Source organism: Pseudomonas sp. IPO3778 (assembly GCF_013386825.1).
GTDB lineage: Bacteria > Pseudomonadota > Gammaproteobacteria > Pseudomonadales > Pseudomonadaceae > Aquipseudomonas.
In genome coordinates, this window is sequence record NZ_JACARC010000017.1 from 168209 (window position 1) to 192085 (window position 23877).

Here is a 23877-nt window from a genome sequence, read left to right on the forward strand (position 1 = left end):
GTCGTCTGCACCGGCCCCATCGCGGGCAAGCCCGGCTCCCACATTTGACCGCGCCGCATGAATGAACGCGGTCAAATGTGGGAGCTGGCTTGCCTGCGATAGCGGTCTCACAGACTCGGTGCAATCACCTGACACAACCGCGCCACCGCTTCCAGCATCTGCCCGCTGGGCCGTTCCAGGCCCTTGTCGGGCACCACCAGCAAATGCCCGGCAGATACAGCCGCCACCTGGGGCCAGGCCTTCCAGGCATCCAGTTGCGCTTGATCACCCGCCAGGATCACCTCGGGGTTGCGCTGCAATACCGACTCAATGCTGACCTGCGGCGCCGGCAGCTTGAGGTCGTCAAACACGTTGCGCGCCCCGCACACACCCAGCGCATCGCTGATGATCTGCCCGCCGCCCACGGTGTACAGCGGCTGGTTCCACACCTGATAAAACACTCGCAATGGCTCGGCCCGGTGGTAGCGCTGGCGTAATTCAGCCAGGCGCTGACGCAGCTGCGCAGCCAATTGCCGGCCCGCGTCAGCCCGCCCGAGTTGCCGGGCAATGGCTTCGACGTGTGAGGTGAGTTGTTCGAGGCTGTGGGGTTCGGCGACAAACACCGGGATGTTCAGGCGTTGCAACTGTTCACGCTGGGCCGGGCCGACGCTGCCGGGCCAGAGCAGGATCAGGTCGGGCTTGAGGCTGAGCAGCCGCTCCATGTCCAACTGCCCGTAGTTTCCTACCGACGGCACGCTCGCCAACGCCTGTGGCCGCTCGCCGCCGTCCAGCACACCCACCAGCAAATCGGCGGCGCCCAGTTCAACGACGATTTCAGACAAGGAAGGGGCCAGGCTGACAACCCGCTCAACGGCCACGGCCTGGCCCGCGACGACCAGCAGTAACACCGCCAGCCAGGCGCGCATCAGCCCAACTGACGCGGAATGCGGTAGAGGTAGAACAGCACCAGGGTCGACAGCGCCAGCAGAAACAGCGGCACCGCTTCCAGCCCGACAAACACCGCCAACGCGCCGACCCAGGCCGGCAGCGCGGCCACCAGCAACGCCACGCGGCGACGGGCCGCGAGGGTGATCCAGGCCGCCGGTTCTTCGGGGGTATCGAGGGCTTTGCCGGTGGCAATCAGCGCATGTTTATAGCCATGGAAGTAGCGCAGGCTGACAAACATCGAGGCCACGCCGGCGATGAAAAACGGCATCGCCAGCACCGGCAGCAAGGGTTCGGACTTGCCAAACACCAGGTTGATCACAAACAACGGCGCCAGCGCCAATGCCAGGTATTGCCACCAGTTAAACGACAGTCGTCGCTTGACCTGGCCGCGCGTCACGCCCGGTCGGCCTCGCCCTGGTGCTCGTTGCCCATCATGTGATCGAGCTTGCTGGCCTTGGTGGCCAGGTAGAGTTTGTTGTGCGGGTTGTGGCCGGTGTGCAGCGGCACGCGCTCGGCGACGGTGATGCCCATCTCGGTCAAGGCTTTGACCTTGCGCGGGTTGTTGGTCATCAGGCGCAGGGATTTAACCCCCAGGTGCTGCAGCATCGGCAGGCAGATGGCGTAGTCGCGCTGATCGGCAGCAAAACCCAGGCGCTCGTTGGCTTCCACGGTGTCGGCGCCGCCATCTTGCAGCTCATAGGCGCGGATCTTGTTCAGCAGGCCAATACCACGGCCTTCCTGACGCAAGTACAGCAACACGCCACGGCCTTCGCGGGCGATGGCCTGCAGGGCCGCTTCCAGTTGCGAGCCGCAGTCACAGCGCTGGCTGAACAGGGCGTCGCCGGTCAGGCATTCGGAGTGCACACGGCCGAGGACCGGAGCACCGTCGGCCACATCACCGAGGCTGAGAACAACGTGTTCGCGCCCGGTGGCTTCTTCAAGGAAGCCATTCATGGTGAACGTGGCAAAAGGGGTTGGCAGCTTGGAAGCGGCAACGAAAACGACGGGCACCGTGTGCTCCTGATTTCAGATTTCACAGGGCGTAGATTGTAACAGCAGGTTCCTACAGACGCTTAAGCTGAATTGTCGCTGATAAAGATCAATAGGTTCGATTGGCCTTCAGCTTGGTTCTATGCTTTTCAGAAATGTTGATAGCCACGCAGGGCAGGTGTGATGTCCTGGCCAGCCCCATCCAGCAGGGCAACACCCTGCCCCGCCTCGACCCGACCAATCACATGTACCGGCAGGCCGGCAGCCAACAGTGGCGCCCGTTCGGCAGGCGGCAAGGTAAACGCCAGCACGTAGTCGTCACCGCCACTCAACGCGGCCACCCGGGCATCCGCCTCGCCGACAAACGCGAGCAAGGCCGCCGACAACGGCAACGCTTGCTGTTCGATCAACAAGCGGACAGCCGACGCCTTGGCGATATGCCCGCAATCCGCCAACAGACCGTCTGAAATATCCATCGCAGACGTCGCCTTGCCCCGCAACGCCAAACCCAGCGCCAACTGCGGTTGCGGCGACCAGTAATGGGCCAGCAGTGGCTCGGCGATAGCGGCCTCTGCCGTGCGCAGCCCCAGTACCAGTGGCAATGCACCCGCGGCGTTGCCCAGTTCGCCGCCCACACACAGCAGGTCGCCAGGCCGCGCGCCGCTGCGGGTCAAGGCCTGGCCTGCCGGCACCCGGCCAAACACGGTCAGGGTCAGGCTCAGCGGCCCACGGGTGGTGTCGCCGCCTACCAGCACCACACCGCAAGCCTGGGCCATGGCGTTCAAACCCTGGGCATAGCGTTGCAGCCAACCGGCATCAACCGTCGGGGTGGTAAGGGCAAGGGTAAACGCAAGGGGGTTGGCGCCCATGGCCGCCAGATCGCTGACTGCCACGGCCAGCGAGCGCTGGCCGAGCAGAAACGGATCGCAGGGGTCGGCAAAATGCACGCCGGCCACCAAGGTATCAGTAGAAATCGCCAGTTGCTCCCCGGGGGGAACCGCCAGCAAGGCGCAGTCGTCGCCAATCCCCAGTGCAACGCCTTCGCCGCCCTGCGCACAAGGCGCGGCGGCGAAGTAATTGCGGATCAGCTCAAACTCGCCCATGGCGCCAGCAAGCGCCAGTTAGCGCTTGTACGCCTTCACTTCGGCTTCACGCAGGCGCGGGGCCAGCTTGTCGAGCACGCCGTTGACGAACTTGTGACCGTCGGTGGAACCGTAGACTTTCGCCAGTTCGATCCCTTCGTTGATCACCACGCGGTACGGCACGTCGACGCGCTTGAGCAGTTCCCAGGTGGACAGGCGCAGTACGGCCAGCTCAACCGGGTCGAGCTCGTCGATCGCCAGGTCCAGGCACGGCGTCAGTGCAGCGTCGATCTCGGCCAGGTTGGCCGGAACACCGTGCAGGATGTCGTGGAAGTAGCTGGCATCGGCCGCGCTGAAATCGTTGTCGACGCGAAACTGCGCCTCGATTTCGTTCAACGAGGTTTTCGCCATGTGGCGCTGGTACAGGGCCTGGGTTGCGAGCTGGCGGGCCGAACGACGCTTTTCGCTTTTCGACGGCTTGCCGGCGTCTGCCGGGCGCGGGTCCTGGGGGTTGAACTGATCGCTGTCGTCGCTAATCACTTGGCCTCCAACTGCGCCAGCAGGCTGACCATTTCCAGGGCGGACAGGGCAGCTTCAGCACCTTTGTTACCGGCCTTGGTGCCGGAACGTTCGATGGCTTGCTCGATGGAGTCAACGGTCAGCACGCCAAAGGCGACCGGCACGCCGAACTCCATGGACACCTGGGCCAGGCCCTTGGTGCATTCGCCAGCCACGTATTCGAAGTGCGGAGTACCGCCACGAATGACCGCGCCCAGGGCGATGATCGCCGCGTATTCACCCTGCTGTGCAACTTTCTGCGCAACCAGCGGAATTTCGAAGGCGCCAGGAGCGCGGATAATGGTGATGTCGCTTTCGCTCACACCGTGGCGAACCAGGGCATCCACGGCACCGCTTACCAGGCTTTCAACCACGAAGCTGTTGAAGCGGCCAACCACCAGGGCATAGCGGCCTTTAGGGGCGATGAAGGTACCTTCGATGGTCTTCAGGGTCATTCGACAAATCTCTTAAAGAGCCGGGACGCGCTTGGTGCGCGCCCCTCAGTGATATTTGAACCGCGAACAAGGGGTAAACAACGCCGGCCTTTATTCGGAGGGCACGTATTCTACTACTTCCAGGTCGAAACCGGATATGGCATTAAATTTCATTGGCGCACTCATCAGGCGCATTTTGCGCACGCCCAGGTCCCGCAGGATCTGCGAACCGGCACCGACGATGCTGTAGGTGGTCGGCTTTTTCACCGGCGCGTGGTCGGCGGTTTCGCGGATATGCGCCAGCAACACGTCGCCATCCAGCGGATGGCCCAGCAGCAACACCACACCGCTGCCGGCCTCGGACACCGCAGACATCGCGGCCCGCAGGCTCCAGCGCCCCGGTTGCTTGACCATCAGCAGGTCGCGCAGCGGGTCCATGTTGTGCACCCGTACCAGGGTCGGTTCTTCAGCGCAGATGGTGCCCAGGGTCAGGGCCATGTGCACGTCGCCTTCCACGGAATCACGATAGGTCACCAGGTTGAACTGGCCCAGTTCGCTGTCCAGCGGCTGCTCGGCAATCCGCTGAACGGTACGTTCGTGGATCATCCGGTAGTGAATCAGGTCGGCAATGGTGCCGATCTTGATGTTGTGCAGCGCGGCAAATTCTTCCAGCTCGGCGCGACGGGACATGGTGCCGTCGTCGTTCATCACTTCGCAGATAACACCGCTCGGCTCGAAACCGGCCATGCGCGCCAGGTCGCAGGCCGCTTCGGTGTGGCCGGCGCGGGCCAGGGTGCCACCCGGCTGGGCCATCAGCGGAAAGATGTGGCCGGGGCTCACGATGTCTTCAGCCTTGGCGTCTTTCGCGGCGGCGGCTTGTACGGTGCGGGCGCGGTCAGCAGCGGAAATGCCGGTGGTGACACCGGTGGTGGCTTCGATGGACACGGTGAATTTGGTGCCAAACCCCGAACCATTGCGCGGCGCCATCAGCGGCAGCTTCAGCAGTTCGCAGCGCTCACGGCTCATCGGCATGCAGATCAGGCCGCGGGCGTGCTTGGCCATGAAGTTGATGTGTTCCGGCTGGCAGCACTCGGCGGCCATGATCAGGTCGCCTTCATTCTCGCGGTCTTCGTCATCCATGAGGATGACCATCTTGCCTTGGCGGATGTCTTCAACCAGTTCTTCGATGCTGTTGAGCGCCACGCGGCACCCCCTTGGGTCAGGATTTAAGGTAGCCGTTAGCGGCTAAAAAACTTTCAGTGATGTTACTGCCGGTCGGCTCTGCGGCCTTATCGCCCAACAACAGGCGCTCCAGGTAACGGGCAAGCAAGTCCACTTCCAGGTTTACCCGGCGACCCGGCTGGTACGACGCCATGATGGTTTCGCTCAGGGTGTGGGGAATGATGGTCAGTTCAAATTCCGCGCCATTCACGGCGTTCACGGTCAGGCTGGTGCCGTCGACGGTGATCGAGCCTTTGTGGGCGATGTACTTGGCCAGCTCTTTGGGTGCGCGGATGCGGAATTCCACGGCGCGCGCGTTTTCGCTGCGGGCGACGACTTCGCCCACACCGTCGACGTGGCCGCTGACCAGGTGCCCGCCCAGACGGGTAGTCGGGGTCAGGGCTTTTTCCAGGTTCACCGGGCTGCCGCTCTTGAGGTCGTTCATCGCGGTGCAGTCCAGGGTCTCCCGGCTGACATCGGCGGCAAAGCCGTTGCCAGGCAACTCGATGACGGTCAGGCACACACCGCTGACAGCGATGCTGTCGCCCAGTTTGACGTCGCTCAGGTCGAGCTTGCCGGTTTCAACCAGCAGGCGTACGTCGCCGCCTTTTGGGGTCATTGCACGGATGCTGCCGATGGATTCGATAATGCCGGTGAACATGCCGTTCTCCTGAAGACGTGGCGCAGGCCGGGAATTATACGCTCGCTGATGGCACAGGAATGGCAGTGACTCGCCAGTCGTCGCCCACAGCGCGCATTTCAGTGATCTTGAGTTGGGGGGCATCCGCCAGTTTCTCAAGCGGCCAGTCCAACAAAGGCCGGGCAGCGGAGCCGAGGAACTTGCCGGCGACGAATATCACGTACTCGTCCACCAGGCCTTGCTGGGCGAAGGCACCGGCCAGGCTAGGGCCGGCTTCCACCAACACCTCGTTGACGCCACGGGCGGCCAGGGCCACCAGGGCGGAACGCAGGTCGACCTGGCCCTCGACACCCGGTACCACCAGGCACTCGGGGCCGGTGGGGTACTGGTTGTCCGGCGTCACGCAGGTGATGACGAGCGCGGGGCCAGCCTTGAAGAACGGCGCGTTCAGCGGCACCCGCAGGCGGCCGTCGATCAGCACCCGCAGCGGTGGACGAGACATCGCCAGGGCCGTGGTTGCTTCATCCAGGCCCAACTCGGCAGCGCGCACCGTCAGGCGGGCGCCGTCGGCCAGCACCGTGTCGGCGCCGGTCAGCACCACACTGGCCTGGGCCCGCAGGCGTTGCACGGCCGCACGGGCCGCCGGGCCGGTGATCCATTGGCTTTCGCCATTGGCCATCGCGGTGCGACCGTCCAGGCTCATGGCCAACTTGACCCGCACAAACGGCAGGCCATGTTCCATGCGCTTGAGGAAGCCCGGGTTAAGCGCCCGCGCTTCGTTTTCCAGCAAGCCGCTGTAGGTCTCGATCCCGGCCTGGGCCAGGCGACGCATGCCACGCCCGGCGACCTCCGGATTCGGGTCCTGCATCGCCGCGACCACCCGGGCCAGACCGGCATTCACCAATGCATCGGCGCACGGCGGCGTGTGCCCATGGTGGCTGCACGGTTCCAGGGTCACGTAGGCGGTGGCGCCTCGGGCTTTATCGCCCGCAGCCCGCAGGGCATGGACTTCAGCGTGGGGCTCGCCGGTACGCACGTGCCAGCCTTCGCCGACAATCTGCCCGTCGCGCACAATCACGCAGCCTACCCGTGGGTTGGGGTGCGTGGTGTACAGGCCGTTGCGTGCCAATTCCAGGGCGCGGGCCATGTAATGGGCGTCGAGTACCGCTTGTTCTGCCGAAGGTGGGTTCATTCTTTTACTGGCTCACGGGCCAGGCGGTCGATCTCTTCACGGAACTCGTTGAGGTCCTGGAAACGTCGATACACCGAGGCGAAACGGATATAGGCGACTTCGTCGAGCTTTTGCAGCTCGGCCATCACCAGTTCTCCAACCACCAGGGATTTGACTTCGCGCTCGCCGGTAGCCCGCAGCTTGTGCTTGATATGCACGAGTGCCGCTTCCAGCCGCTCGACACTCACCGGGCGTTTTTCCAGAGCGCGCTGCATTCCGGCGCGCAGTTTTTCTTCGTCGAAGGGCTGGCGACTGCCATCGGTCTTGATCAGACGTGGCAATACCAGTTCGGCGGTTTCGAAGGTGGTGAAACGTTCACCGCAGCCAGAGGCCAGGCATTCACGCCGGCGACGCACCTGTTCGCCCTCGGCGACCAGACGCGAGTCAATGACCTTGGTGTCGTTGGCACCGCAGAAGGGACAGTGCATGGTGACAGGCAACAAAAAATGGGAGGGCCATGGTAGCGCATCCCCGTGGCAAGACAAGCCATAGCCTTTACGGTATATAGGCTGACTATTATGTTTCATATTTTTTAAGCCACGGATTTTGTCCTTTCTGGAGCCGTACATGCAGTTACGACCACTTGTTTTACTCACGTTGCTTGGTTTCCTGGTCGCCTGCAGCAGCCATACCCCAAAACCCGCAGCGCCCGCTCCGGCGCCCCAACAAGAGAAAAAACTGCCGGGTGTGGAAGAAGAACTGGGACCGCTGCCCGCCTACCAGCGTGAAGTCAGCGGCCTGTTGAACGGTGTACCGGCTGGCGCGGAAGTCGAACTGGCGCTGCTGGTGATCGACGACCGCTCGCGCCCGCAACAACTGCTCGCCAGCAGCGTGCTGATCGGCAACAACAAGCCCTTGGCCTTCCGCCTGCGCTTCAACCCCGAAGCGTTCCCGGCGGGTGCCCGCGTTGAATTGCGGGGCCGCGCCAGCCAGTCCGGCCAGTTGATCCTGCACCTGCCGCCGGTACGCATCACCCAAGCAATCACCCAAACCACCGGCCCGCTGCAACTCGTTCCCGCACCATGACGCCACCGCTGGACCTGCAACGCGCCCTCAGCGAACTGATCGGCGACGCCCACCTGGTGCCCTGCCCGCTGCCGGGCACCGCGTTGTCGCTGTGGCTGCTGGACGCCGACAACATGGACCGCGCCTTCAGCCCCGAAGAAACCCGACGCATCCTGCATGAACCGCCCTACTGGTGCTTTTGCTGGGCCAGCGGCTTGGCACTGGCCCGGTACCTGGCCGCCAACCCCGAGTGGGTCGCGGGCAAGCGGGTGCTGGATTTCGGCGCGGGTTCGGGTGTTGCCGGGATCGCCGCAGTAAAAGCCGGCGCTTTGGAAGTGGTGGCGTGCGACCTTGACCCACTGGCCCTCGCCGCCTGCCGGGCGAATGCCGAACTCAACGGCGTAACACTGGGTTATTCAGAAGACTTCTTCGCCGAAGCTGATCGGTTTGACCTGATCCTGGTGGCCGATGTGCTGTACGACCGGGCGAACCTGCCACTGCTGGACCACTTCCTCAGCCGTGGCCGCGAAGCGTTGGTCGCCGACTCCCGGGTGCGGGACTTCCAGCACCCGGAGTATCAGCGCCTGGACATCCTCGACGCCCTGACCCTGCCCGACCTGGCCGAGCCCTGGGAGTTTCGCAAGGTGAGCCTGTACCATTCGCGGCGCGCTTGAGAGCATCGCGGGCAAGCCCGCTCCCACAGTTGAAATGCATTCCCCTGTGGGAGCTGGCTTGCCTGCGATAGCGATCCTGAGACCGCCCCGCTTTCAGCCAACCCCACCAACCCTTATAGTTGCCCTCATCCCCCTGCTTTCTTCGAGATACCCCATGAGTGAGCCCACGCCGTACATCTTCGACGCCACCACCGCCACGTTTGACCAGGCGGTGATCCAGAACTCTTTCGAAAAACCCGTGCTGGTGGATTTCTGGGCCGAGTGGTGCGCGCCGTGCAAGGCGTTGATGCCGATGCTCGCGCAGATCGCCGAGAGCTATCAGGGTGAGTTGCTGCTGGCCAAGGTCGATTGCGATGCCGAGCCGGACGTGGTCTCGCGCTTCGGCATTCGCAGCCTGCCGACGGTGGTGCTGTTCAAGGATGGCCAGCCAGTGGACGGGTTTGCCGGTGCCCAGCCCGAATCCGCCGTGCGCGCGATGCTGGAGCCCCATGTGCAAATGCCGCCGCCAGCCGCTCCCGATCCACTGGAACAGGCCCAGGCGTTGTTTGCCGAAGGCCGTATCACCGAGGCCGAGGCCGTGCTGGTCACCTTGCTGGGTGAAGACAACACCAACGCCGCCGCGCTGATCCTGTACGCGCGCTGCCTGGCTGAACGCGGCGAGCTGAATGAAGCGCAAACCGTGCTCGATGCGGTCAAGAGCGATGATCACAAGGCCGCCCTGGCCGGTGCCAAGGCGCAGATCACCTTCCTGCGCCAGGCCGCCGACCTGCCGGATGCTGCCGACTTGAAAGCCCGCCTGGCGCAAAACCCACAGGATGACGAAGCGGTGTATCAACTGGCGGTGCAGCAGTTGGCACGTCAGCAATACGACGCCGCGCTGGACGGCTTGCTCAAGCTGTTCATCCGCAACCGCAGCTACAGCGAAGGCCTGCCCCACAAGACGCTGCTGCAGGTGTTCGAATTGCTGGGCAACGATCACCCGCTTGTCACGGTTTACCGCCGCAAGCTGTTTGCCGCGTTGTATTAAGCGTTACTCGATCCAGCTGTACAGCGGCGTATCCCCGCCGCTGGCCACTTTGACCTTGGCGCTATGGCGCAAGCGCACCAGCAGGCGCTTGCCCGCCGAGGCGCTGCCGGCCAAGCCCTCCAGCTGATCCAGCAATTCCAGCCCGTTGAGTTGCCCGGCCTTGCGCAACAGGTCCTGTGCGGCCTGCCACAGGCTTTCGTCCAGGTTACCCGCGGCCGGTGCCACCACGGGCTCGGTACTCGGGGTTTTGCTGGCCTGCAACTGCCCGCCCAGCCGGGCCCAGTCGCCGTCGTCCAGCTCCAGGGTCAAGTCCACCGGCAGATCACCGACGGTTCCACGAATTCTCAACATCGCATTCACTCCCGCACTTTTCTGACAAGCATGCTCCCACGCGTCTTGCGCTACGCCAAGCAGGCGGTCAAACTCCCCGCAAAATTGTTATAAGATCACATAACAAAACTTTCATCTTTATCCGGGAGCTCCACCATGCGCCGTTTGCTGCTCGCTTTGCCGTTTGCCCTGTTGCCACTGGCCATCGCCCAGGCTGCCGACGAGCACGACCATGATCACGAGCACGGCAGCCTCGGTGCCCACGAACACGGTGTGGGCCGCCTCAACGCGGTGCTCGACGGCCAGGCCCTGGAGCTGGAACTGGACAGCCCGGCGATGAACCTGGTGGGTTTTGAACACTTGGCCACTACGGCGGCCGACAAAGCCAAGGTCGCCGCCGCCCGCAAGCAACTCGAGCAACCGCTGGTGCTGTTCAGCCTGCCCAAGGCCGCAGGTTGCGTGATCAGCACCCAGGAACTGAACAGCCCGCTGTTCGGCGACAAGCCTGAAGCCGACCATGACGACGACGATGACGACCACGCCACCGATGGCAAAGGCGCCGCCGCCCACGAACATCATCACGACCACAGCGAAATCCACGCTCACTACCAGTTCACCTGCGCCACGCCGACCGCGTTGAGCAACCTCGACCTGACCCAGGTATTCAAGACCTTCCCCGCCACCCAGAAAATTCAGGTACAACTCATTGGCCCGAGCGGCCAGCAGGGTGTGGAAGCGACGGCCACAGCAGCTGCCCTCAAGTTCTGAGTTCATGCCCCGGTTAATGTGGGAGCTGGCTTGCCTGCGATGGCATCGCCGCGGTGTTTCAGAAATACCGAGGCGCTTGCATCGCAGGCAAGCCAGCTCCCACAGTTGATCGGTGTCATCATCCAAATCGAGCCAGACCACTGATTTCCTATGACCCAAGCACTTATCGAACTGTCTGACCTGGGCTTCAACTGGCCCGGTCACCCACAGTTGCTGGACATCCCGACGTTTCGCCTGGAGCCGGGGGAAACCCTGTTCCTCAAGGGCCCGAGCGGCAGTGGCAAAACCACCCTGCTGGGCCTGTTGGGCGGTGTGCAAAAGCCCAGTCGCGGCAGCATTCGCCTGCTGGGCCAGGAACTGACCGAACTCTCGGCCGGCGCCCGCGACCGCTTCCGGGTCGACCACACCGGCTACATCTTCCAGCAGTTCAACCTGCTGCCATTTCTCTCGGTGCGCGAGAACGTCGAGCTGCCCTGCCACTTCTCCAAGCTGCGGGCGCAACGGGCGATCCAGCGTCACGGCAGCGTCGATCAGGCCGCCGCAACCTTGCTCGCCCACCTGGGCCTCAAGGACAAAAACCTGCTGGAACGCCGCGCTGACTCCCTGTCCATCGGCCAACAACAACGGGTGGCCGCCGCCCGCGCGTTGATCGGCCAGCCGGAACTGGTGATCGCCGACGAGCCGACTTCAGCCCTGGACTACGACGCCCGGGAAGCCTTCATCCAGTTGCTGTTCGCCGAGTGCCGCGAAGCAGGCGCCAGCCTGTTGTTCGTCAGCCATGACCAGAGCCTGGCGCCGCTGTTCGACCGCAACCTGTCGCTGGCCGAACTCAATCGCGCCGCCACGCCCGTAGAGGTTTGAGATGTATTTGTTTCGTCTAGCCATGGCCAGCCTGGCTAACCGCCGCTTTACCGCGATCCTCACCGCCTTCGCCATCGCCCTGTCGGTGTGCCTGTTGCTGGCAGTGGAACGGGTACGCACCGAAGCCCGCGCCAGTTTCGCCAGCACCATCAGCGGCACCGACCTGATCGTCGGCGCGCGCTCCGGCTCGGTCAACTTGCTGCTGTATTCGGTTTTCCGCATCGGCAATGCCACCAACAATATTCGCTGGGACAGCTACGAGCACTTTGCCGCCAACCCCCAGGTGAAATGGGCGATCCCGATTTCCCTGGGCGACTCACACCGTGGCTACCGGGTGATGGGCACCAACGAGTCCTACTTCGAACACTATCAATACGGCCGCCGGCAGAACCTCGAACTCGCGAGCGGTCGCGCCTTCGCCACCGATCCCTTTGAAGTGGTGCTCGGCGCCGAAGTGGCCGATGCGCTGCATTACAAACTCGGCGACAAGCTGGTATTGGCCCACGGCGTGGCGGTAGTCAGCCTGGTCAAGCACGATGACAAGCCGTTCACCGTGGTCGGCATTCTCAAGCGCACCGGCACTCCGGTGGACCGCACGCTGCACATCAGCCTCGGCGGCATGGAAGCAATTCACATCGATTGGCACAACGGCGTACCGGCCCAGGGCAAAGGCCGGATCAGCGCCGACCAGGCCCGCAACATGGACCTGACGCCCCAAGCCATCACCGCGTTCATGCTCGGCCTGAACAACAAGATTTCCACCTTCGCCCTGCAACGGGAGATCAACGAATTCCGAGGCGAGCCGATGCTGGCGATCCTGCCGGGCGTGGCCCTGCAAGAGCTGTGGAGCATGATGGGCACCGCCGAAAAAGCGCTGTTCGTGATCTCGCTGTTCGTGGTGCTGACCGGCTTGATCGGCATGCTCACTGCGATCCTCACCAGCCTCAATGAGCGGCGCCGGGAAATGGCGATCCTGCGGTCGGTGGGCGCTCGGCCCTGGCACATTGCAACGTTGCTGATCTTCGAAGCGTTCGCCCTGGCGTTGTCGGGCGTGATCGCCGGCGTCGGGCTGTTGTACGTGTGCATCGCCGCGTCGCGCGGGTATTTGCAGGCCAACTACGGGCTGGACCTACCGCTGTCGCTGCCCAGCGAATATGAATGGACCTTGCTCGGCGGTATTCTCGTCGCCGCCCTGCTGATGGGCAGCGTACCGGCCTGGCGCGCCTACCGGCAGTCGTTGGCCGACGGCCTGTCGATACGTTTATGAGGAAGCTGTTGATGCGTCGCGTCGTGCTTGCATTGTTGCTGTTGGTGGCCCTGCCCGCCTGGGCTGAAGACCAGCCCAAAGACCTGTCGTGGCAGGAGATGATCCCGCCGGACGCGCCGCCGGAAATCCCCAACATGAAGCCATTGCACGACCTGTCGGGCATGGCCGATGCGCTGTCGGTGGAATCTGCGCCCGCCGCCAAGCAAGACCTGCCCAACGCGCCGGTGGTGCAAAGCCTCGACGGTAAGCACATCCGCCTGCCGGGTTACATCGTGCCGCTGGAAGTCAGCGAAGAAGGTCGCACCACGGAGTTCCTGCTGGTGCCGTATTTCGGCGCCTGCATCCACGTGCCGCCCCCGCCGTCGAACCAGATCGTGCACGTCAAAAGCGAGATCGGCGTGAAGCTCGACGAGCTGTATCAGCCGTACTGGATCGAAGGCCAGATGCAGGTCAAACCGTCCAGCAGCGAACTCGCCGATGCCGGTTACCAGATGGATGCCGACAAGATCTACGTGTACGAGTTGCAGGAATAACCCGTGATTGCGCTTTCATTGAGCTGAGTCAAAAGCCCGAACGTTACGATCTTTACCATTGGACACAAGCCATTAATAACGTCCTTTGGAGCTCCCATGAACAAGTCCCTGCTCGGCGCGTCGCTTGTCGCGCTCGCCCTCGTCGCCCCTGTTGCCCACGCTCACGAAGCGGGCGACATCCTGATTCGCGCCGGTGCCATCACCGTCAACCCGAAGGCGGACAGCAGCAGCGTCAAGGTTGACCAGGGCCCGCTGGCCGGGACCAACCTGAGCGGCAAGGCAACCATGAGTAGCGACACCCAACTGGGCTTGAACTTCGCCTACATGTTCACCAGCCACTGGGGTATCGAACTGCTGGCGGCCACGCCGTTCGAGCACGATGTGAAGATCAAGAACACCGCCCTGGGCGCCGCCAACGGCAAGCTCGGCTCGCTCAAACACCTGCCGCCGACCCTGAGCGTCGTGTACTACCCGCTGGACAGCAAGTCGGCCTTCCAGCCGTATGTGGGCGCCGGTATCAACTACACCTGGATCTACGACGAACACGTCGGCGGTCGTGCCCAGGAGGCTGGCTTCAGCAACTTCAAGGCGGAAAACTCCTGGGGCTGGGCCGCGCAGATCGGTGCGGACTACATGATCAACGACAAGTGGATGATCAACGCCCAGGCGCGCTACATCGACATCAGCACCAAGGCCACCGTGGACAATAACGCGCTTGGCCAGGGCACTCGGGCCAAGGTCAACGTGGATGTGGACCCGATGGTGTACATGGTGGGGATTGGCTACAAGTTCTAAACACGCGTTAAGCAACGCCGCCTGACGAAATGTGGGAGGGGTTTGTGTGGGAGCGGGCTTGCCTGCGATAGCATCACCTCGGTGTAACTGACAAACCGAGTTGACTGCATCGCGGGCAAGCCCGGCTCCCACATAAACCGCTCCCACATTTTGCTTTGTGTTGTTTTCAGCTATGCCGGTAAAACCGGTCGAGCAACGCCGGCAACCCGGCCCGCCAGGCCCGTGGCTTGATGCCGAAGGTGTGGAGGATTTTCTTGCAGGCCAGCACCGCGTGCTGCGGTTCGTCGGCGGCATCCGGGCGGGCCGCGTGGGCCTGGGCGGTCGGGGCTTCCACGGCCAGCGGGTGGAAGTTGCGCGCTTCGGTCAGGATCGCCTGCCCCAGCGCCAGCGGGGTGGTCGCCTCGTGGCCGGCGTAGTGGTAGGTGCCCCACAGCGGCGCGGCGCAATCGAGTTGCTTGAGCACCGAAATGATCACCCGCGCGGCATCGTCCACCGGCGTCGGGTTGCCTCGGCGGTCGTCGGCCATCAGCAGTTCGTCAGGTTTTTCGGCACGGGCCAGGAAGCGCCCGAGGGTGCCGTCGACGCTGTCATCCAGCAGCCAGCCAAACCGCAACAGCACGTGCTGCGGGCAGGTGGCGCGTACGCTCTGTTCAATGCGCCACAACGCCTGGCCTCGCAGACCCAAGGGTACAGGTTCGTCTTTTTCGCTGTAGGCGGTGGCTCGGGAGCCATCGAACACCCGGTAGCTGGAGGGCTGCAACAAGGTGATGCTGTGGTGCTGGCACAGTTCGGCCAGGCGCTCGATCGCGTATTCCTGGGCGGCCAGACGCGTTTCGTTGACCGTCTCCGCCTGAAACCAGTCGAAGTAATAGGCGAGATTGATCAAGGCATCGGGACGGGTGTCGTCGAGCAGTTGCGTGAGACTCGCGGCATCCCAGCCGTCTTGGGGCGGTTTGGGGGCGAGGAAACCAATGTCTTCCTCCGCACCGAGGCGAATCAGCGCCTGCCCGAGGGCATTCCCGCCGCCCAGTAACATAAGGCGCATTCGCATAGATTGAGCAGGCCCGGTCTGTTTGGAACGATGGTTATTATCGACAGGCTTGTGAGCCATGCCGTTGGCATTTGCCAGAATCGTTGCATTTTGCGGGTTTGTAGCGCAACCGTCACTTATAAAGTGCGCCGCCCATTGCGGCCAGGGTGCTTTAGGTAGAGAGAGCCTTTTGTGGCGAGGGAGCTTGCTGTGGCGAGGGAGCTTGCTCCCGCTGGGCTGCGTAGCGGCCCCAAAAAAGCGGGAGCGCTGCGCACTCCAGCGGGAGCAAGCTCCCTCGCCACAACATGCTCCCTTGCCACAGCAAGCTCCCTCGCCACAGGAATGCGTACCGGGGTTGCAAGTTCGCCGGGCTGGCCGCATAAATTGGGCATGAACCTTCCTGAATCAACGAACACGGTCTTGAACGGTTTCCACCCCGCCGTCAGTGCCTGGTTCCGCAGCACGTTCCCGTCGGTGACTGCCGCCCAGGCCCAGGCGTGGCCGCTGATCCGCCAGCGCCGCTCGACGCTGATCGCCGCACCCACCGGCTCCGGCAAAACCCTGACCGCGTTTCTCGCGGTGCTCGACGACCTTGTGCACCAGGCCCTGGCCAATGGCGGCCAACTGCCAGACCAGACGCTGGTGGTCTATGTCTCACCGTTGAAGGCCTTGTCCAACGACATCCAGCTCAACCTGCAAAACCCGCTGGCCGGCATCACCGACCACCTGCAACGCCTGGGCCTGCCGCCGCTGGCGATCCGCACTGCCGTGCGTACCGGCGACACCCCGCAGAAAGACCGCGCCCTGATGCGCAAAAACCCGCCGCACATCCTGGTCACCACCCCGGAATCGCTCTATGTGCTGCTGGGCTCGGATTCCGGCCGGCAGATGCTCGCCAGCATCCGTACGGTGATCGTCGATGAAATCCACGCCATCGCCGCCAGCAAACGCGGCAGCCATCTGGCCCTGACGCTGGAGCGCTTGCAGGGTTTGTGCAGCGAACCGCTGACCCGCATCGGCCTGTCGGCCACGCAAAAGCCTATCGACGCCGTGTCGCGCTTTCTGGTGGGCACCGACCGGCCCTGCGAGATCGTCGATATCGGCCACGCACGCCCCCGGGATCTGGACATCGAAGTACCGCCCGTGCCGCTCTCGGCCGTGATGGCCAACGATGTGTGGGATCGGGTCTACGACCGCCTCGCCGAACTGGCCAAAGAACACCGCACCACGCTGATTTTCGTCAACACCCGGCGCCTGGCCGAACGTCTGGCGCGGCACTTGAGCGAGCGCCTGGGCAAAACCGCCGTCGCCGCCCACCACGGCAGCCTCGCCAAGGAGCTACGCCTGGACGCCGAACAACGGCTCAAGGCCGGCGAGCTGCAAGTGCTGATCGCCACCGCGTCCCTGGAACTGGGGATTGATATCGGTGATGTCGATTTGGTGTGCCAGATTGGCTCACCCGGCTCGATCAACGGTTTTCTGCAACGCGTCGGACGCTCCGGCCACCAGGTTGGCGGCACGCCCAAGGGCCGGTTGTTCGCCACCACCCGTGACGACCTGATCGAATGCGCCGCCCTCCTCGACTGCGTGCGCCGGGGCGAGTTGGACACGTTGCTGATCCCGGTCGCGCCGCTGGATGTACTGGCCCAGCAGATCATCGCCGAAGTCAGCTGCCAGGAATGGCAGGAACACGCACTGCTCACGCTGATCCGCCGCGCCTCGCCGTATGCAGCCCTGGACGAACGCCACTACCAGGCGCTGCTGCAGATGCTCGCCGAAGGCTACAACGGTCGCCAGGGCATTCGCAGCGCGTACCTGCACCGCGACGCGATCACCCGAACATTGCGCGGCCGGCGTGGCGCCAAACTCACTGCGGTGACCAGCGGCGGCACCATCCCCGACAACGCCGACTACAGCGTGCTGCTGGAGCCGCAAAGCCTGAACATCGGTAGCGTCAACGAAGACTTCGCGGTGGAAAGCATCGCCGGGGATATCTTCCAGCTGGGCAACACCTCCTATCGGATCCTGCGGGTAGAAACCGGCAAGGTGCGGGTCGAGGACGCCCACGGCCAGCCACCGACCATTCCGTTCTGGCTCGGTGAAGCGCCAGGACGCAGTGCGGAGTTATCGTTTGCCGTGGCACGTTTGCATGGGCAACTCGACGAGTTACTCGCCGCCACGCCGGGTAACCTGCAACCGGCGCTCGACTGGCTCACCGGCACCCTCGGCCTGAACCTCGCCAGCGCCGAACAACTACTGGATTACCTGGCGCGGGCGCGGCTGGCATTGAGCGCGCTGCCGTCCCAGGACACGTTGATCATGGAGCGGTTTTTCGACGAGTCCGGCGGCACCCAATTGATCATCCACACGCCGTTCGGCAGCCGCATCAACCGCGCCTGGGGCCTGGCGTTGCGCAAGCGTTTTTGCCGCACCTTCAACTTCGAACTGCAAGCCGCCGCCAGCGAGGATGCGATCGTGTTGTCGCTGTCCACCAGCCACAGCTTTGAGCTGGACGAGGTGTGGCGCTACCTGAACAGCAACACGGCCGAGCACATCCTGATCCAGGCGGTGCTGGATGCGCCGCTGTTCGGTGTGCGCTGGCGCTGGAATGCCGGGGTGGCGCTGGCACTGCCGCGCTATACCGGCGGGCGCAAAGTGGCGCCGCAGATCCAGCGCATGAAGAGTGAAGACCTGATCGCCAGTGTGTTCCCCGACCAGATCGCCTGCCTGGAAAACCTCGCCGGCGAGCGCGAAGTGCCGGAACACCCGCTGGTGGAGCAAACCCTCGACGACTGCCTGCACGAGGCCATGGACAGCGAAGGCTGGCTGGCCCTGCTGCGGCGCATGGAGCGCGGCGAAATCCGTTTGATCAGCCGCGACCTGCCGGCGCCCTCGCCACTGGCGGCAGAGATTCTCAGCGCCCGCCCCTACACCTTTCTCGACGACGCGCCCCTTGAAGAGCGCCGTACCCAAGCCGTGCTCAACCGGCGCTGGAGCGACCCGCAAAGCACCGACGACCTCGGCGCGCTGGATGCCGAGGCCATCGCCGGTGTGGGCGAGGAAGCCTGGCCGGCGCCCAATAGTCTGGACGAGATGCATGAGGCGCTGATGAGCCTGGCGTGCATCGCCGAACCCGAGGTTACGCCGCAGTGGGCCGAATGGCTGCACACCCTGGCCGACGGTGGACGCGCCCACCGTCTACCTATCGGTACCGACCGGGCCGTTTGGGCGGCGGTGGAACGCTTGAGCTGTTTAAAGGCGATCTACCCGAATGACCTGCCGTTGTTGCCCGGTTTCGACGAGCCCTGGACCTTCGACGAAGCGCTGGTGGAAGTGCTGCGGGCGCGCCTGAGTGGCTTTGGACCGCTGACGTTGATCGAGATCGCCGCGCCCCTGGCCTTGCCGGTGGCCGACGTGTCACAGGCCCTGGCGCGGCTGGAAAGCGAAGGCTACGTACTGCGCGGCCACTTCAGCCCTGGCGCAGCCGAAGAACAATGGTGCGAGCGCCACCTGCTGGCGCGCATTCACCGCTACACGGTCAAACGCCTGCGCCGGGAAATCGAGCCGGTGGCGTTGCAGGACTTCATGCGATTTCTGTTCGACTGGCAGCATCTTTCAGACGGCACTCGCGGCCAGGGCAGCGCGGTGTTGCCGCAGATCGTCGCGCAGTTTGAAGGGTACGCTGCGGCCACGTCGGCCTGGGACAGTGATTTGCTCAGCGCGCGGATCAAGGATTACTCGCCCCACTGGCTGGACGACTTGTGCCGCAGTGGCAAGGTGGTATGGACCCGCCTGAGCAACAAGGCCGGCGTGACCGCCCTGCGCAGCACGCCGGTGGTGCTGTTGCCCCGCAGCCAGGTGCCGTTGTGGAGTGGATTGACCGAAGCACCCGACAGCACCGCGCTGTCGCCCAAGGCACAGAAAGTCCATCAAGCGCTGCGGGAAAACGGCGCGCTGTTTTTCGATGAATTGACCCACGAAGCCCATCTGCTGCGCAGCGAACTGGAAACCGCCCTGCAGGAACTGGTGGGTGCCGGGCTGGCCAACGCCGACAGCTTCGCCGGCCTGCGCGCCCTGACCACACCCGCCAGCAAACGCCAGGCCCGCACCAGTCGACGTGGGCGTGGCCCGTTTGTGGGCGGGATGGACGATGCCGGGCGTTGGGCGCTGGTGCGGCGCGCACCGGAGGCGGACGGCACGCGCCCGGCGGCTCACTCGGCCGAAACGCTGGAGCATGTGGCGATGACCCTGCTGCGCCGCTACGGCGTGGTGTTCTGGCGCCTGCTGGAGCGTGAGGCGGATTGGCTGCCCAGTTGGCGGGAATTGCTGCGCAGCTTCCATCGGCTGGAAGCCCGGGGCGAGATTCGCGGCGGGCGGTTTGTGAGTGGTTTGGCGGGGGAACAGTTTGCGTTGCCGGAAGCGATTCCGCTGCTGCGGGAAGTTCGGCGGCGGCCCCACGATGGAAGCTTGATTGCGGTGTGCGGCGCCGACCCGCTGAACCTGGTGGGCACGCTGCTGCCGGGGAGCAAGGTGCCGGCGTTGAGCGGCAATCGGCTGGTGTACCGGGATGGTTTGCCGGCGGCGGTGGAGGTTGCGGGCAAGCAGCTGATGCTATTGGAGTTGGATCAGCAGGAGGCCGGGTTGGTGCGAGAAAAACTGATCAGGCACTGAAGTGTGTGGCGCCTGTGCCGACCTCATCGCGGGCGAGCCCGGCTCCCACATTTGATCGCATTCCAACTGTGGGAGCTGGCTTGCCTGCGATGAGGCCAGTACTGCCACCATAAAAACTATTGGGTTCTTGGCTGCTCCGTCAGCACCACCGGCGAAGGCACCTCTTCCTCCGGCTCATCCATCTGTTGCCCGACTCGCTGCGGCAGCATCACCTGCTGTGGATAAGTTTGCGCGAAGTGAACAAAGGCGCAGTTATCCACAAGCTTTTTCAAGCGCTGGTTAAACGCCCGGCTCACCGCATATTGCCCGCCCGAGACCGTACGGAACTGCGCCGTCAGCACCACGCCGTTGAGGTCCATCTTGTCGACGCCAAACACCTCCAGTGGCCCTTGCAGGTTGTACTTGAGGAACACGTCATCGCGGATCGACTGCCCCGCCTCGCGGATCAAGTCCACAGCCTTGTCGACATCCGTGTCATAGGTGAACTGCACCGAGAAAAACGCATAGGCAAATTGCCGCGACTGGTTGGTAACGGCCTTGATCTGGCCGAACGGCACCGAGTGCACAAACCCCTTGCCGTCCCGCAGGCGCAGGGTACGGATGGTCAGGCCCTCAACGGTGCCGGCATGGCCGGAGTCGAGCACCACCCAATCGCCAATCGACAGGGTGTCTTCGATGATGATGAACAGCCCGGTGATGACATCCTGCACCAGTTGCTGGGAGCCAAAACCGATGGCCAACCCCACCACACCGGCACCTGCCAACAGCGGTGCGACGTTGATCCCCAGATTGGCCATGGTGGTGATCGCACAGATCACCACCAGGATGATTTTCACCGCGTTGCGCAGCAGCGGCAGGATGGTTTTCACCCGCGTGCTGGGCTGGCGGCTGGAGCGTTTGTTGACCGGCGGTTTCAACGCTTCCTGGATCGCCGTGTCGAGCACCACCCAGAACAGCCAGGTCACCAACAGGATCAGGCCGATGCTGCTTAACGAATCACTGATGGCCCGGCCCACGGAGTTGCGCTGGGCAAACTCAAACAGCGAAACGCCCCAGATGCGCCCGAGGATTTCGATAAAGGCGACGGCCATGACGATGCGCAACAACGCGTGCAACAAGCTGAGAAAACGCTCCTTGTAGGCGCTGCTGCGCTGCACCGCCACCGTGCTGCGGGACTGGAACAGGTGCTGCAGCACGGTGCTGAGGAACACCGTGCCGATCAGCAGAATCGTGGTGAACAACGCGCAGCGCAGGGCTTTCTGGCTGTCGTCTCCGGCGCCGATCAGGTTGATCGCCGACACCAGCACCATCAGCAGGATCGGCCAATACCACAGGCCGGAAAACACCCGCAGGGATTGCTGCACCGCCGGGTGTTTCAAGCGTTGAGCCAAGGGCCGGTTGCGGATCAAATGCGCCACCGGGCGACGCAGGCGAATCACCAGCATGCCGAAAATCACCGAGGCAAACAGCCCGGTGAAAATCGCAACACTGGCGGTGATATTGCCCCCCAGTTGGCGGGCGATCTGCGGGCTGGTCAGTGCATCACTGAGGGCGGCGAGGAAGCCGATCAGGAACAGCGGCTTGGGGCAGTAGTCACGAATAATCTGCACAGCCGGGCGCTTGTGGCCGACGTTGAACATAACGATGACGCACAGCAGGATCGAGGTGGAGAAAATACCGCTGCTGGTGGCATAGGCAAAACACAGCGCCAGCGCGCGCCCTACCGAAGTGGGCAGGAAGTGGCTGACGTAAAGCGTCAATGGCAGGCAGATCAACGCCGGGACGGTGTAAGGAATCAGGTAGCCCAGCAGCGCCTGAAGGCGCTGACGGGGTGCGATATGCCGCTGCCGGCTCAGGCGTCTGACGATATACCGCCCGAGCAGCGTCAGCGCGGCGAAGGCGCCGATCCACACCCCGGACAACAACAGGAAGTCCCCGGCCACGCTCCATGAGGAACGTTCGGACGGCTGGTTGACCAGCTTGTCCACCTCGTCCGCCGCCCGATCGGCCCGCAGGCGCCAGGCGTCGACCAGGTTCTGGTTGAGGTCGAGTTTGTCCTGCACGTTGTCAATGCTGGAACTGATGGCGCCGAGCAGGCCGCCTTCCACCAGCAGTTCCGGCTTGGCCGGGGCGGCGGGGGCCGGAGCCGCGGGGGCCGTGGCCGCTTGCAGCGCGCCATTCCCGCAAAACAGCAGCGCGGCGAGCAGTAGCACAGTCTTTAAATTCAACAAAACACCGGGCTCCTTCAGAAGGGTCTGTAAGGAACTGACGGGTTTTAATCCTGATCGTTCCCCCGCTGCTCCTGATCGTCCCCATGCTCCGCGTGGGAATGCAGCCTGTGACGCTCCGCGTCACCACCTCAAGGCAGATGCGGAGCGTCCAAAACGCCGTTCCCGCGCAGAGCGTGGGAACGATCTTTGCGCGAGGATCAAATATCAAATGCCAATCCCTGTCTTTTTCCGCACAAGCCAACACCCGAGACTGCGCTCCTGATTGAAACCCACCGGAGTTGCAGCCATGCCCATTGCCTTGCTCGCGCTGACCCTCAGCGCTTTTGCCATCGGGACGACCGAGTTCGTCATCGTTGGCCTGTTACCCACCATCGGCGCCGACCTTGGTGTCGACTTGCCGTCCGCCGGCCTGCTGGTCAGCCTCTACGCCCTGGGCGTGGCCATCGGCGCGCCGGTGCTCACTGCGCTGACCGGCAAAGTGCCGCGCAAACTGCTGCTGTTGTCACTGATGGTGTTGTTCACCCTCGGCAACCTGCTGGCCTGGCAGGCGCCGAGTTATGAATCCCTAGTACTGGCGCGGATCGTCACCGGCCTGGCCCACGGGGTGTTTTTCTCGATTGGCTCGACCATCGCCACCAGCCTGGTGCCCAAGGAAAAAGCCGCCAGCGCGATTGCCATCATGTTTACCGGCCTGACCGTTGCCTTGGTGACCGGTGTGCCGCTGGGGACGTTTATCGGCCAGCACTTCGGCTGGCGCGAAACCTTCCTCGCCGTTTCGGCCTTGGGCTTGATCGCGTTCATCGGCAGCCTGATCTACGTGCCGAAAAATATCCCCCACAGCAAACCGGCGTCGCTGTTGCAGCAACTGCAAGTGCTGAAACAACCACGGCTGCTGCTGGTGTACGCCATGACGGCGGTGGGTTATGGCGGCTCGTTCATCGCGTTCACCTACCTGGCGCCGATCCTTCAGGACATCTCCGGTTTCAGCGCCGGCACCGTCAGCCTGGTGCTGCTGGTGTACGGCATCTCGGTGGCCATCGGTAACATCTGGGGCGGCAAACTGGCCGACAAACGCGGCCCCATCAGCGCCCTGAAAATCATCTTCGCTCTGCTCGCCGCCGTGTTGTTCGTGCTGACCTTCACCGCGGGTAATCCATGGCTGGCCCTGGCCACTGTGCTGGTGTGGGGCGCGGTCGCCTTCGGCAACGTGCCCGGCTTGCAGGTATACGTGGTGCGCCAGGCGGAACATCACACGCCGAATGCGGTGGACGTGGCCTCGGGTTTGAACATCGCAGCGTTCAATTTGGGGATTGCCGGCGGTGCGTGGGCCGGTGGCTTGATCGTCGCCCACATGGGGTTGATCCACACCGCCTGGATAGGTGGTTTGGTGGTGTTGGTGGCTTTGGCGCTGACGGCCTGGAGCGGGCGGCTGGACCGGTTGGGGCCGGTGTATGGCGAGCGCTCGAGCCGCGTGGTTGGCGGGCACTGATTCCGCAACGACGCAAAATTTAATGTGGGAAAGGCTTGTGTGGGAGCGGGCTTGCTCGCGAAGGCGGCGGATCAGTTGATATCTCGGTTGACTGACACACCGCTTTCGCGAGC

23 protein-coding genes are annotated in these 23877 nt (G+C 63.6%); 10 read left to right on the forward strand and 13 right to left on the reverse strand.

Going from position 1 to position 23877, the window contains the following annotated elements:
• Nucleotides 1-107: 107 nt before the first annotated feature.
• The 10 genes from HX855_RS07220 to nrdR all read right to left on the reverse strand — a co-directional run bounded on the left by HX855_RS07220 (nt 108) and on the right by nrdR (nt 7511).
• Nucleotides 108-905 carry a cobalamin-binding protein gene (locus tag HX855_RS07220; RefSeq protein WP_177082939.1) on the reverse strand — a complete coding sequence of 266 codons (798 nt, stop codon included), beginning with the start codon at nt 903-905 and terminating at the stop codon, nt 108-110.
• On the reverse strand, nt 905-1324 hold the full coding sequence (locus HX855_RS07225) for a nuclear FMR1 interacting 1 family protein (protein WP_177082941.1): 420 nt from the start codon (nt 1322-1324) through the stop codon (nt 905-907). The genes HX855_RS07220 and HX855_RS07225 overlap by 1 nt, the downstream gene beginning before the upstream one ends.
• A complete protein-coding gene (gene ribA, locus HX855_RS07230; RefSeq protein ID WP_177082943.1) occupies nt 1321-1938 on the reverse strand; it encodes a GTP cyclohydrolase II in 618 nt (205 codons plus the stop codon). The genes HX855_RS07225 and ribA overlap by 4 nt, the downstream gene beginning before the upstream one ends.
• Before the next feature lie 128 nt (nt 1939-2066).
• A complete protein-coding gene (gene thiL, locus HX855_RS07235; protein ID WP_177082945.1) occupies nt 2067-3020 on the reverse strand; it encodes a thiamine-phosphate kinase in 954 nt (317 codons plus the stop codon).
• An 18-nt stretch (nt 3021-3038) separates the two neighbouring features.
• Complete coding sequence (nusB, locus tag HX855_RS07240) at nt 3039-3539, reverse strand: transcription antitermination factor NusB (protein WP_088424451.1); 501 nt, start codon at nt 3537-3539, stop codon at nt 3039-3041.
• Entirely contained in the window at nt 3536-4012 is a 477-nt protein-coding gene (ribE, locus tag HX855_RS07245) for a 6,7-dimethyl-8-ribityllumazine synthase (protein WP_003209986.1), read from the reverse strand. Before ribE ends, nusB begins: the two co-directional genes overlap by 4 nt.
• 90 nt (nt 4013-4102) lie before the next feature.
• A complete protein-coding gene (ribBA, locus tag HX855_RS07250) occupies nt 4103-5194 on the reverse strand; it encodes a bifunctional 3,4-dihydroxy-2-butanone-4-phosphate synthase/GTP cyclohydrolase II (protein WP_003209987.1) in 1092 nt (363 codons plus the stop codon).
• Between the two features lie 16 nt (nt 5195-5210).
• Nucleotides 5211-5873: a riboflavin synthase gene (locus HX855_RS07255; RefSeq protein ID WP_010174663.1), complete on the reverse strand. Its 663-nt coding sequence runs from the start codon at nt 5871-5873 to the stop codon at nt 5211-5213.
• Nucleotides 5874-5907: 34 nt separating this feature from the next.
• Nucleotides 5908-7044, reverse strand: a complete 1137-nt coding sequence (gene ribD / locus HX855_RS07260; protein WP_177082947.1) for a bifunctional diaminohydroxyphosphoribosylaminopyrimidine deaminase/5-amino-6-(5-phosphoribosylamino)uracil reductase RibD — start codon at nt 7042-7044, stop codon at nt 5908-5910.
• Entirely contained in the window at nt 7041-7511 is a 471-nt protein-coding gene (gene nrdR / locus HX855_RS07265; protein ID WP_010174661.1) for a transcriptional regulator NrdR, read from the reverse strand. The genes ribD and nrdR overlap by 4 nt, the downstream gene beginning before the upstream one ends.
• Nucleotides 7512-7650: 139 nt before the next feature.
• Between nrdR and HX855_RS07270 the strand changes: the two genes are divergently transcribed.
• The 3 genes from HX855_RS07270 (at nt 7651) to trxA (ending at nt 9789) form a co-directional block, all read left to right on the forward strand.
• Entirely contained in the window at nt 7651-8109 is a 459-nt protein-coding gene (locus HX855_RS07270; RefSeq protein WP_177082949.1) for a YbaY family lipoprotein, read from the forward strand.
• Nucleotides 8106-8762, forward strand: a complete 657-nt coding sequence (locus HX855_RS07275; RefSeq protein ID WP_177082951.1) for a methyltransferase — start codon at nt 8106-8108, stop codon at nt 8760-8762. The genes HX855_RS07270 and HX855_RS07275 overlap by 4 nt, the downstream gene beginning before the upstream one ends.
• 154 nt (nt 8763-8916) lie before the next feature.
• Entirely contained in the window at nt 8917-9789 is an 873-nt protein-coding gene (trxA, locus tag HX855_RS07280) for a thioredoxin (RefSeq protein ID WP_177082953.1), read from the forward strand.
• A 3-nt stretch (nt 9790-9792) separates the two neighbouring features.
• Here trxA and HX855_RS07285 read toward each other — a convergent pair whose 3' ends face one another.
• A complete protein-coding gene (locus tag HX855_RS07285; RefSeq protein WP_177082955.1) occupies nt 9793-10140 on the reverse strand; it encodes a hypothetical protein in 348 nt (115 codons plus the stop codon).
• 135 nt (nt 10141-10275) lie between these two features.
• On the opposite strand from HX855_RS07285, the gene HX855_RS07290 reads away from it, so the two are divergent.
• The 5 genes from HX855_RS07290 (at nt 10276) to HX855_RS07310 (ending at nt 14343) form a co-directional block, all read left to right on the forward strand.
• Nucleotides 10276-10887 (forward strand): DUF2796 domain-containing protein, encoded by a 612-nt coding sequence (locus HX855_RS07290; RefSeq protein WP_177082957.1) that lies wholly within the window; start codon nt 10276-10278, stop codon nt 10885-10887.
• 150 nt (nt 10888-11037) lie between these two features.
• A complete protein-coding gene (locus HX855_RS07295; RefSeq protein WP_177046118.1) occupies nt 11038-11748 on the forward strand; it encodes an ABC transporter ATP-binding protein in 711 nt (236 codons plus the stop codon).
• A gap of 1 nt (nt 11749) precedes the next feature.
• Complete coding sequence (locus HX855_RS07300; RefSeq protein ID WP_003210004.1) at nt 11750-13015, forward strand: ABC transporter permease; 1266 nt, start codon at nt 11750-11752, stop codon at nt 13013-13015.
• Between the two features lie 11 nt (nt 13016-13026).
• Nucleotides 13027-13548, forward strand: a complete 522-nt coding sequence (locus HX855_RS07305) for a DUF3299 domain-containing protein (protein ID WP_010174646.1) — start codon at nt 13027-13029, stop codon at nt 13546-13548.
• 96 nt (nt 13549-13644) lie between these two features.
• Nucleotides 13645-14343 carry an OmpW family protein gene (locus HX855_RS07310; protein WP_177082958.1) on the forward strand — a complete coding sequence of 233 codons (699 nt, stop codon included), beginning with the start codon at nt 13645-13647 and terminating at the stop codon, nt 14341-14343.
• A gap of 166 nt (nt 14344-14509) precedes the next feature.
• Here HX855_RS07310 and HX855_RS07315 read toward each other — a convergent pair whose 3' ends face one another.
• Nucleotides 14510-15394 carry a sugar nucleotide-binding protein gene (locus HX855_RS07315; protein WP_177082960.1) on the reverse strand — a complete coding sequence of 295 codons (885 nt, stop codon included), beginning with the start codon at nt 15392-15394 and terminating at the stop codon, nt 14510-14512.
• Between the two features lie 369 nt (nt 15395-15763).
• On the opposite strand from HX855_RS07315, the gene HX855_RS07320 reads away from it, so the two are divergent.
• Nucleotides 15764-20044, forward strand: coding sequence for a DEAD/DEAH box helicase (locus tag HX855_RS07320; protein WP_177082962.1), 4281 nt, complete (start codon nt 15764-15766; stop codon nt 20042-20044).
• Nucleotides 20045-20160: 116 nt separating this feature from the next.
• Here HX855_RS07320 and HX855_RS07325 read toward each other — a convergent pair whose 3' ends face one another.
• Entirely contained in the window at nt 20161-22275 is a 2115-nt protein-coding gene (locus HX855_RS07325) for a mechanosensitive ion channel family protein (RefSeq protein ID WP_177082964.1), read from the reverse strand.
• A 286-nt stretch (nt 22276-22561) separates the two neighbouring features.
• Between HX855_RS07325 and HX855_RS07330 the strand changes: the two genes are divergently transcribed.
• On the forward strand, nt 22562-23764 hold the full coding sequence (locus HX855_RS07330) for an MFS transporter (RefSeq protein WP_177082966.1): 1203 nt from the start codon (nt 22562-22564) through the stop codon (nt 23762-23764).
• The last annotated feature ends 113 nt before the right edge of the window (nt 23765-23877 follow it).

Coding starts and splice junctions, on each gene's coding strand:
- thiL (WP_177082945.1), bottom strand. CDS start 3,020: ATGGGCGAGTTTGAGCTGATCCGCAATTACTTCGCCGCCGCGCCTTGT.
- ribE (WP_003209986.1), bottom strand. CDS start 4,012: ATGACCCTGAAGACCATCGAAGGTACCTTCATCGCCCCTAAAGGCCGC.
- HX855_RS07255 (WP_010174663.1), bottom strand. CDS start 5,873: ATGTTCACCGGCATTATCGAATCCATCGGCAGCATCCGTGCAATGACC.
- trxA (WP_177082953.1), top strand. CDS start 8,917: ATGAGTGAGCCCACGCCGTACATCTTCGACGCCACCACCGCCACGTTT.
- HX855_RS07285 (WP_177082955.1), bottom strand. CDS start 10,140: ATGTTGAGAATTCGTGGAACCGTCGGTGATCTGCCGGTGGACTTGACC.
- HX855_RS07275 (WP_177082951.1), top strand. CDS start 8,106: ATGACGCCACCGCTGGACCTGCAACGCGCCCTCAGCGAACTGATCGGC.
- HX855_RS07295 (WP_177046118.1), top strand. CDS start 11,038: ATGACCCAAGCACTTATCGAACTGTCTGACCTGGGCTTCAACTGGCCC.
- ribD (WP_177082947.1), bottom strand. CDS start 7,044: ATGAACCCACCTTCGGCAGAACAAGCGGTACTCGACGCCCATTACATG.
- HX855_RS07310 (WP_177082958.1), top strand. CDS start 13,645: ATGAACAAGTCCCTGCTCGGCGCGTCGCTTGTCGCGCTCGCCCTCGTC.
- HX855_RS07320 (WP_177082962.1), top strand. CDS start 15,764: ATGAACCTTCCTGAATCAACGAACACGGTCTTGAACGGTTTCCACCCC.
- HX855_RS07305 (WP_010174646.1), top strand. CDS start 13,027: ATGCGTCGCGTCGTGCTTGCATTGTTGCTGTTGGTGGCCCTGCCCGCC.
- HX855_RS07330 (WP_177082966.1), top strand. CDS start 22,562: ATGCCCATTGCCTTGCTCGCGCTGACCCTCAGCGCTTTTGCCATCGGG.
- HX855_RS07220 (WP_177082939.1), bottom strand. CDS start 905: ATGCGCGCCTGGCTGGCGGTGTTACTGCTGGTCGTCGCGGGCCAGGCC.
- HX855_RS07270 (WP_177082949.1), top strand. CDS start 7,651: ATGCAGTTACGACCACTTGTTTTACTCACGTTGCTTGGTTTCCTGGTC.
- HX855_RS07315 (WP_177082960.1), bottom strand. CDS start 15,394: ATGCGAATGCGCCTTATGTTACTGGGCGGCGGGAATGCCCTCGGGCAG.
- HX855_RS07300 (WP_003210004.1), top strand. CDS start 11,750: ATGTATTTGTTTCGTCTAGCCATGGCCAGCCTGGCTAACCGCCGCTTT.
- nrdR (WP_010174661.1), bottom strand. CDS start 7,511: ATGCACTGTCCCTTCTGCGGTGCCAACGACACCAAGGTCATTGACTCG.
- HX855_RS07290 (WP_177082957.1), top strand. CDS start 10,276: ATGCGCCGTTTGCTGCTCGCTTTGCCGTTTGCCCTGTTGCCACTGGCC.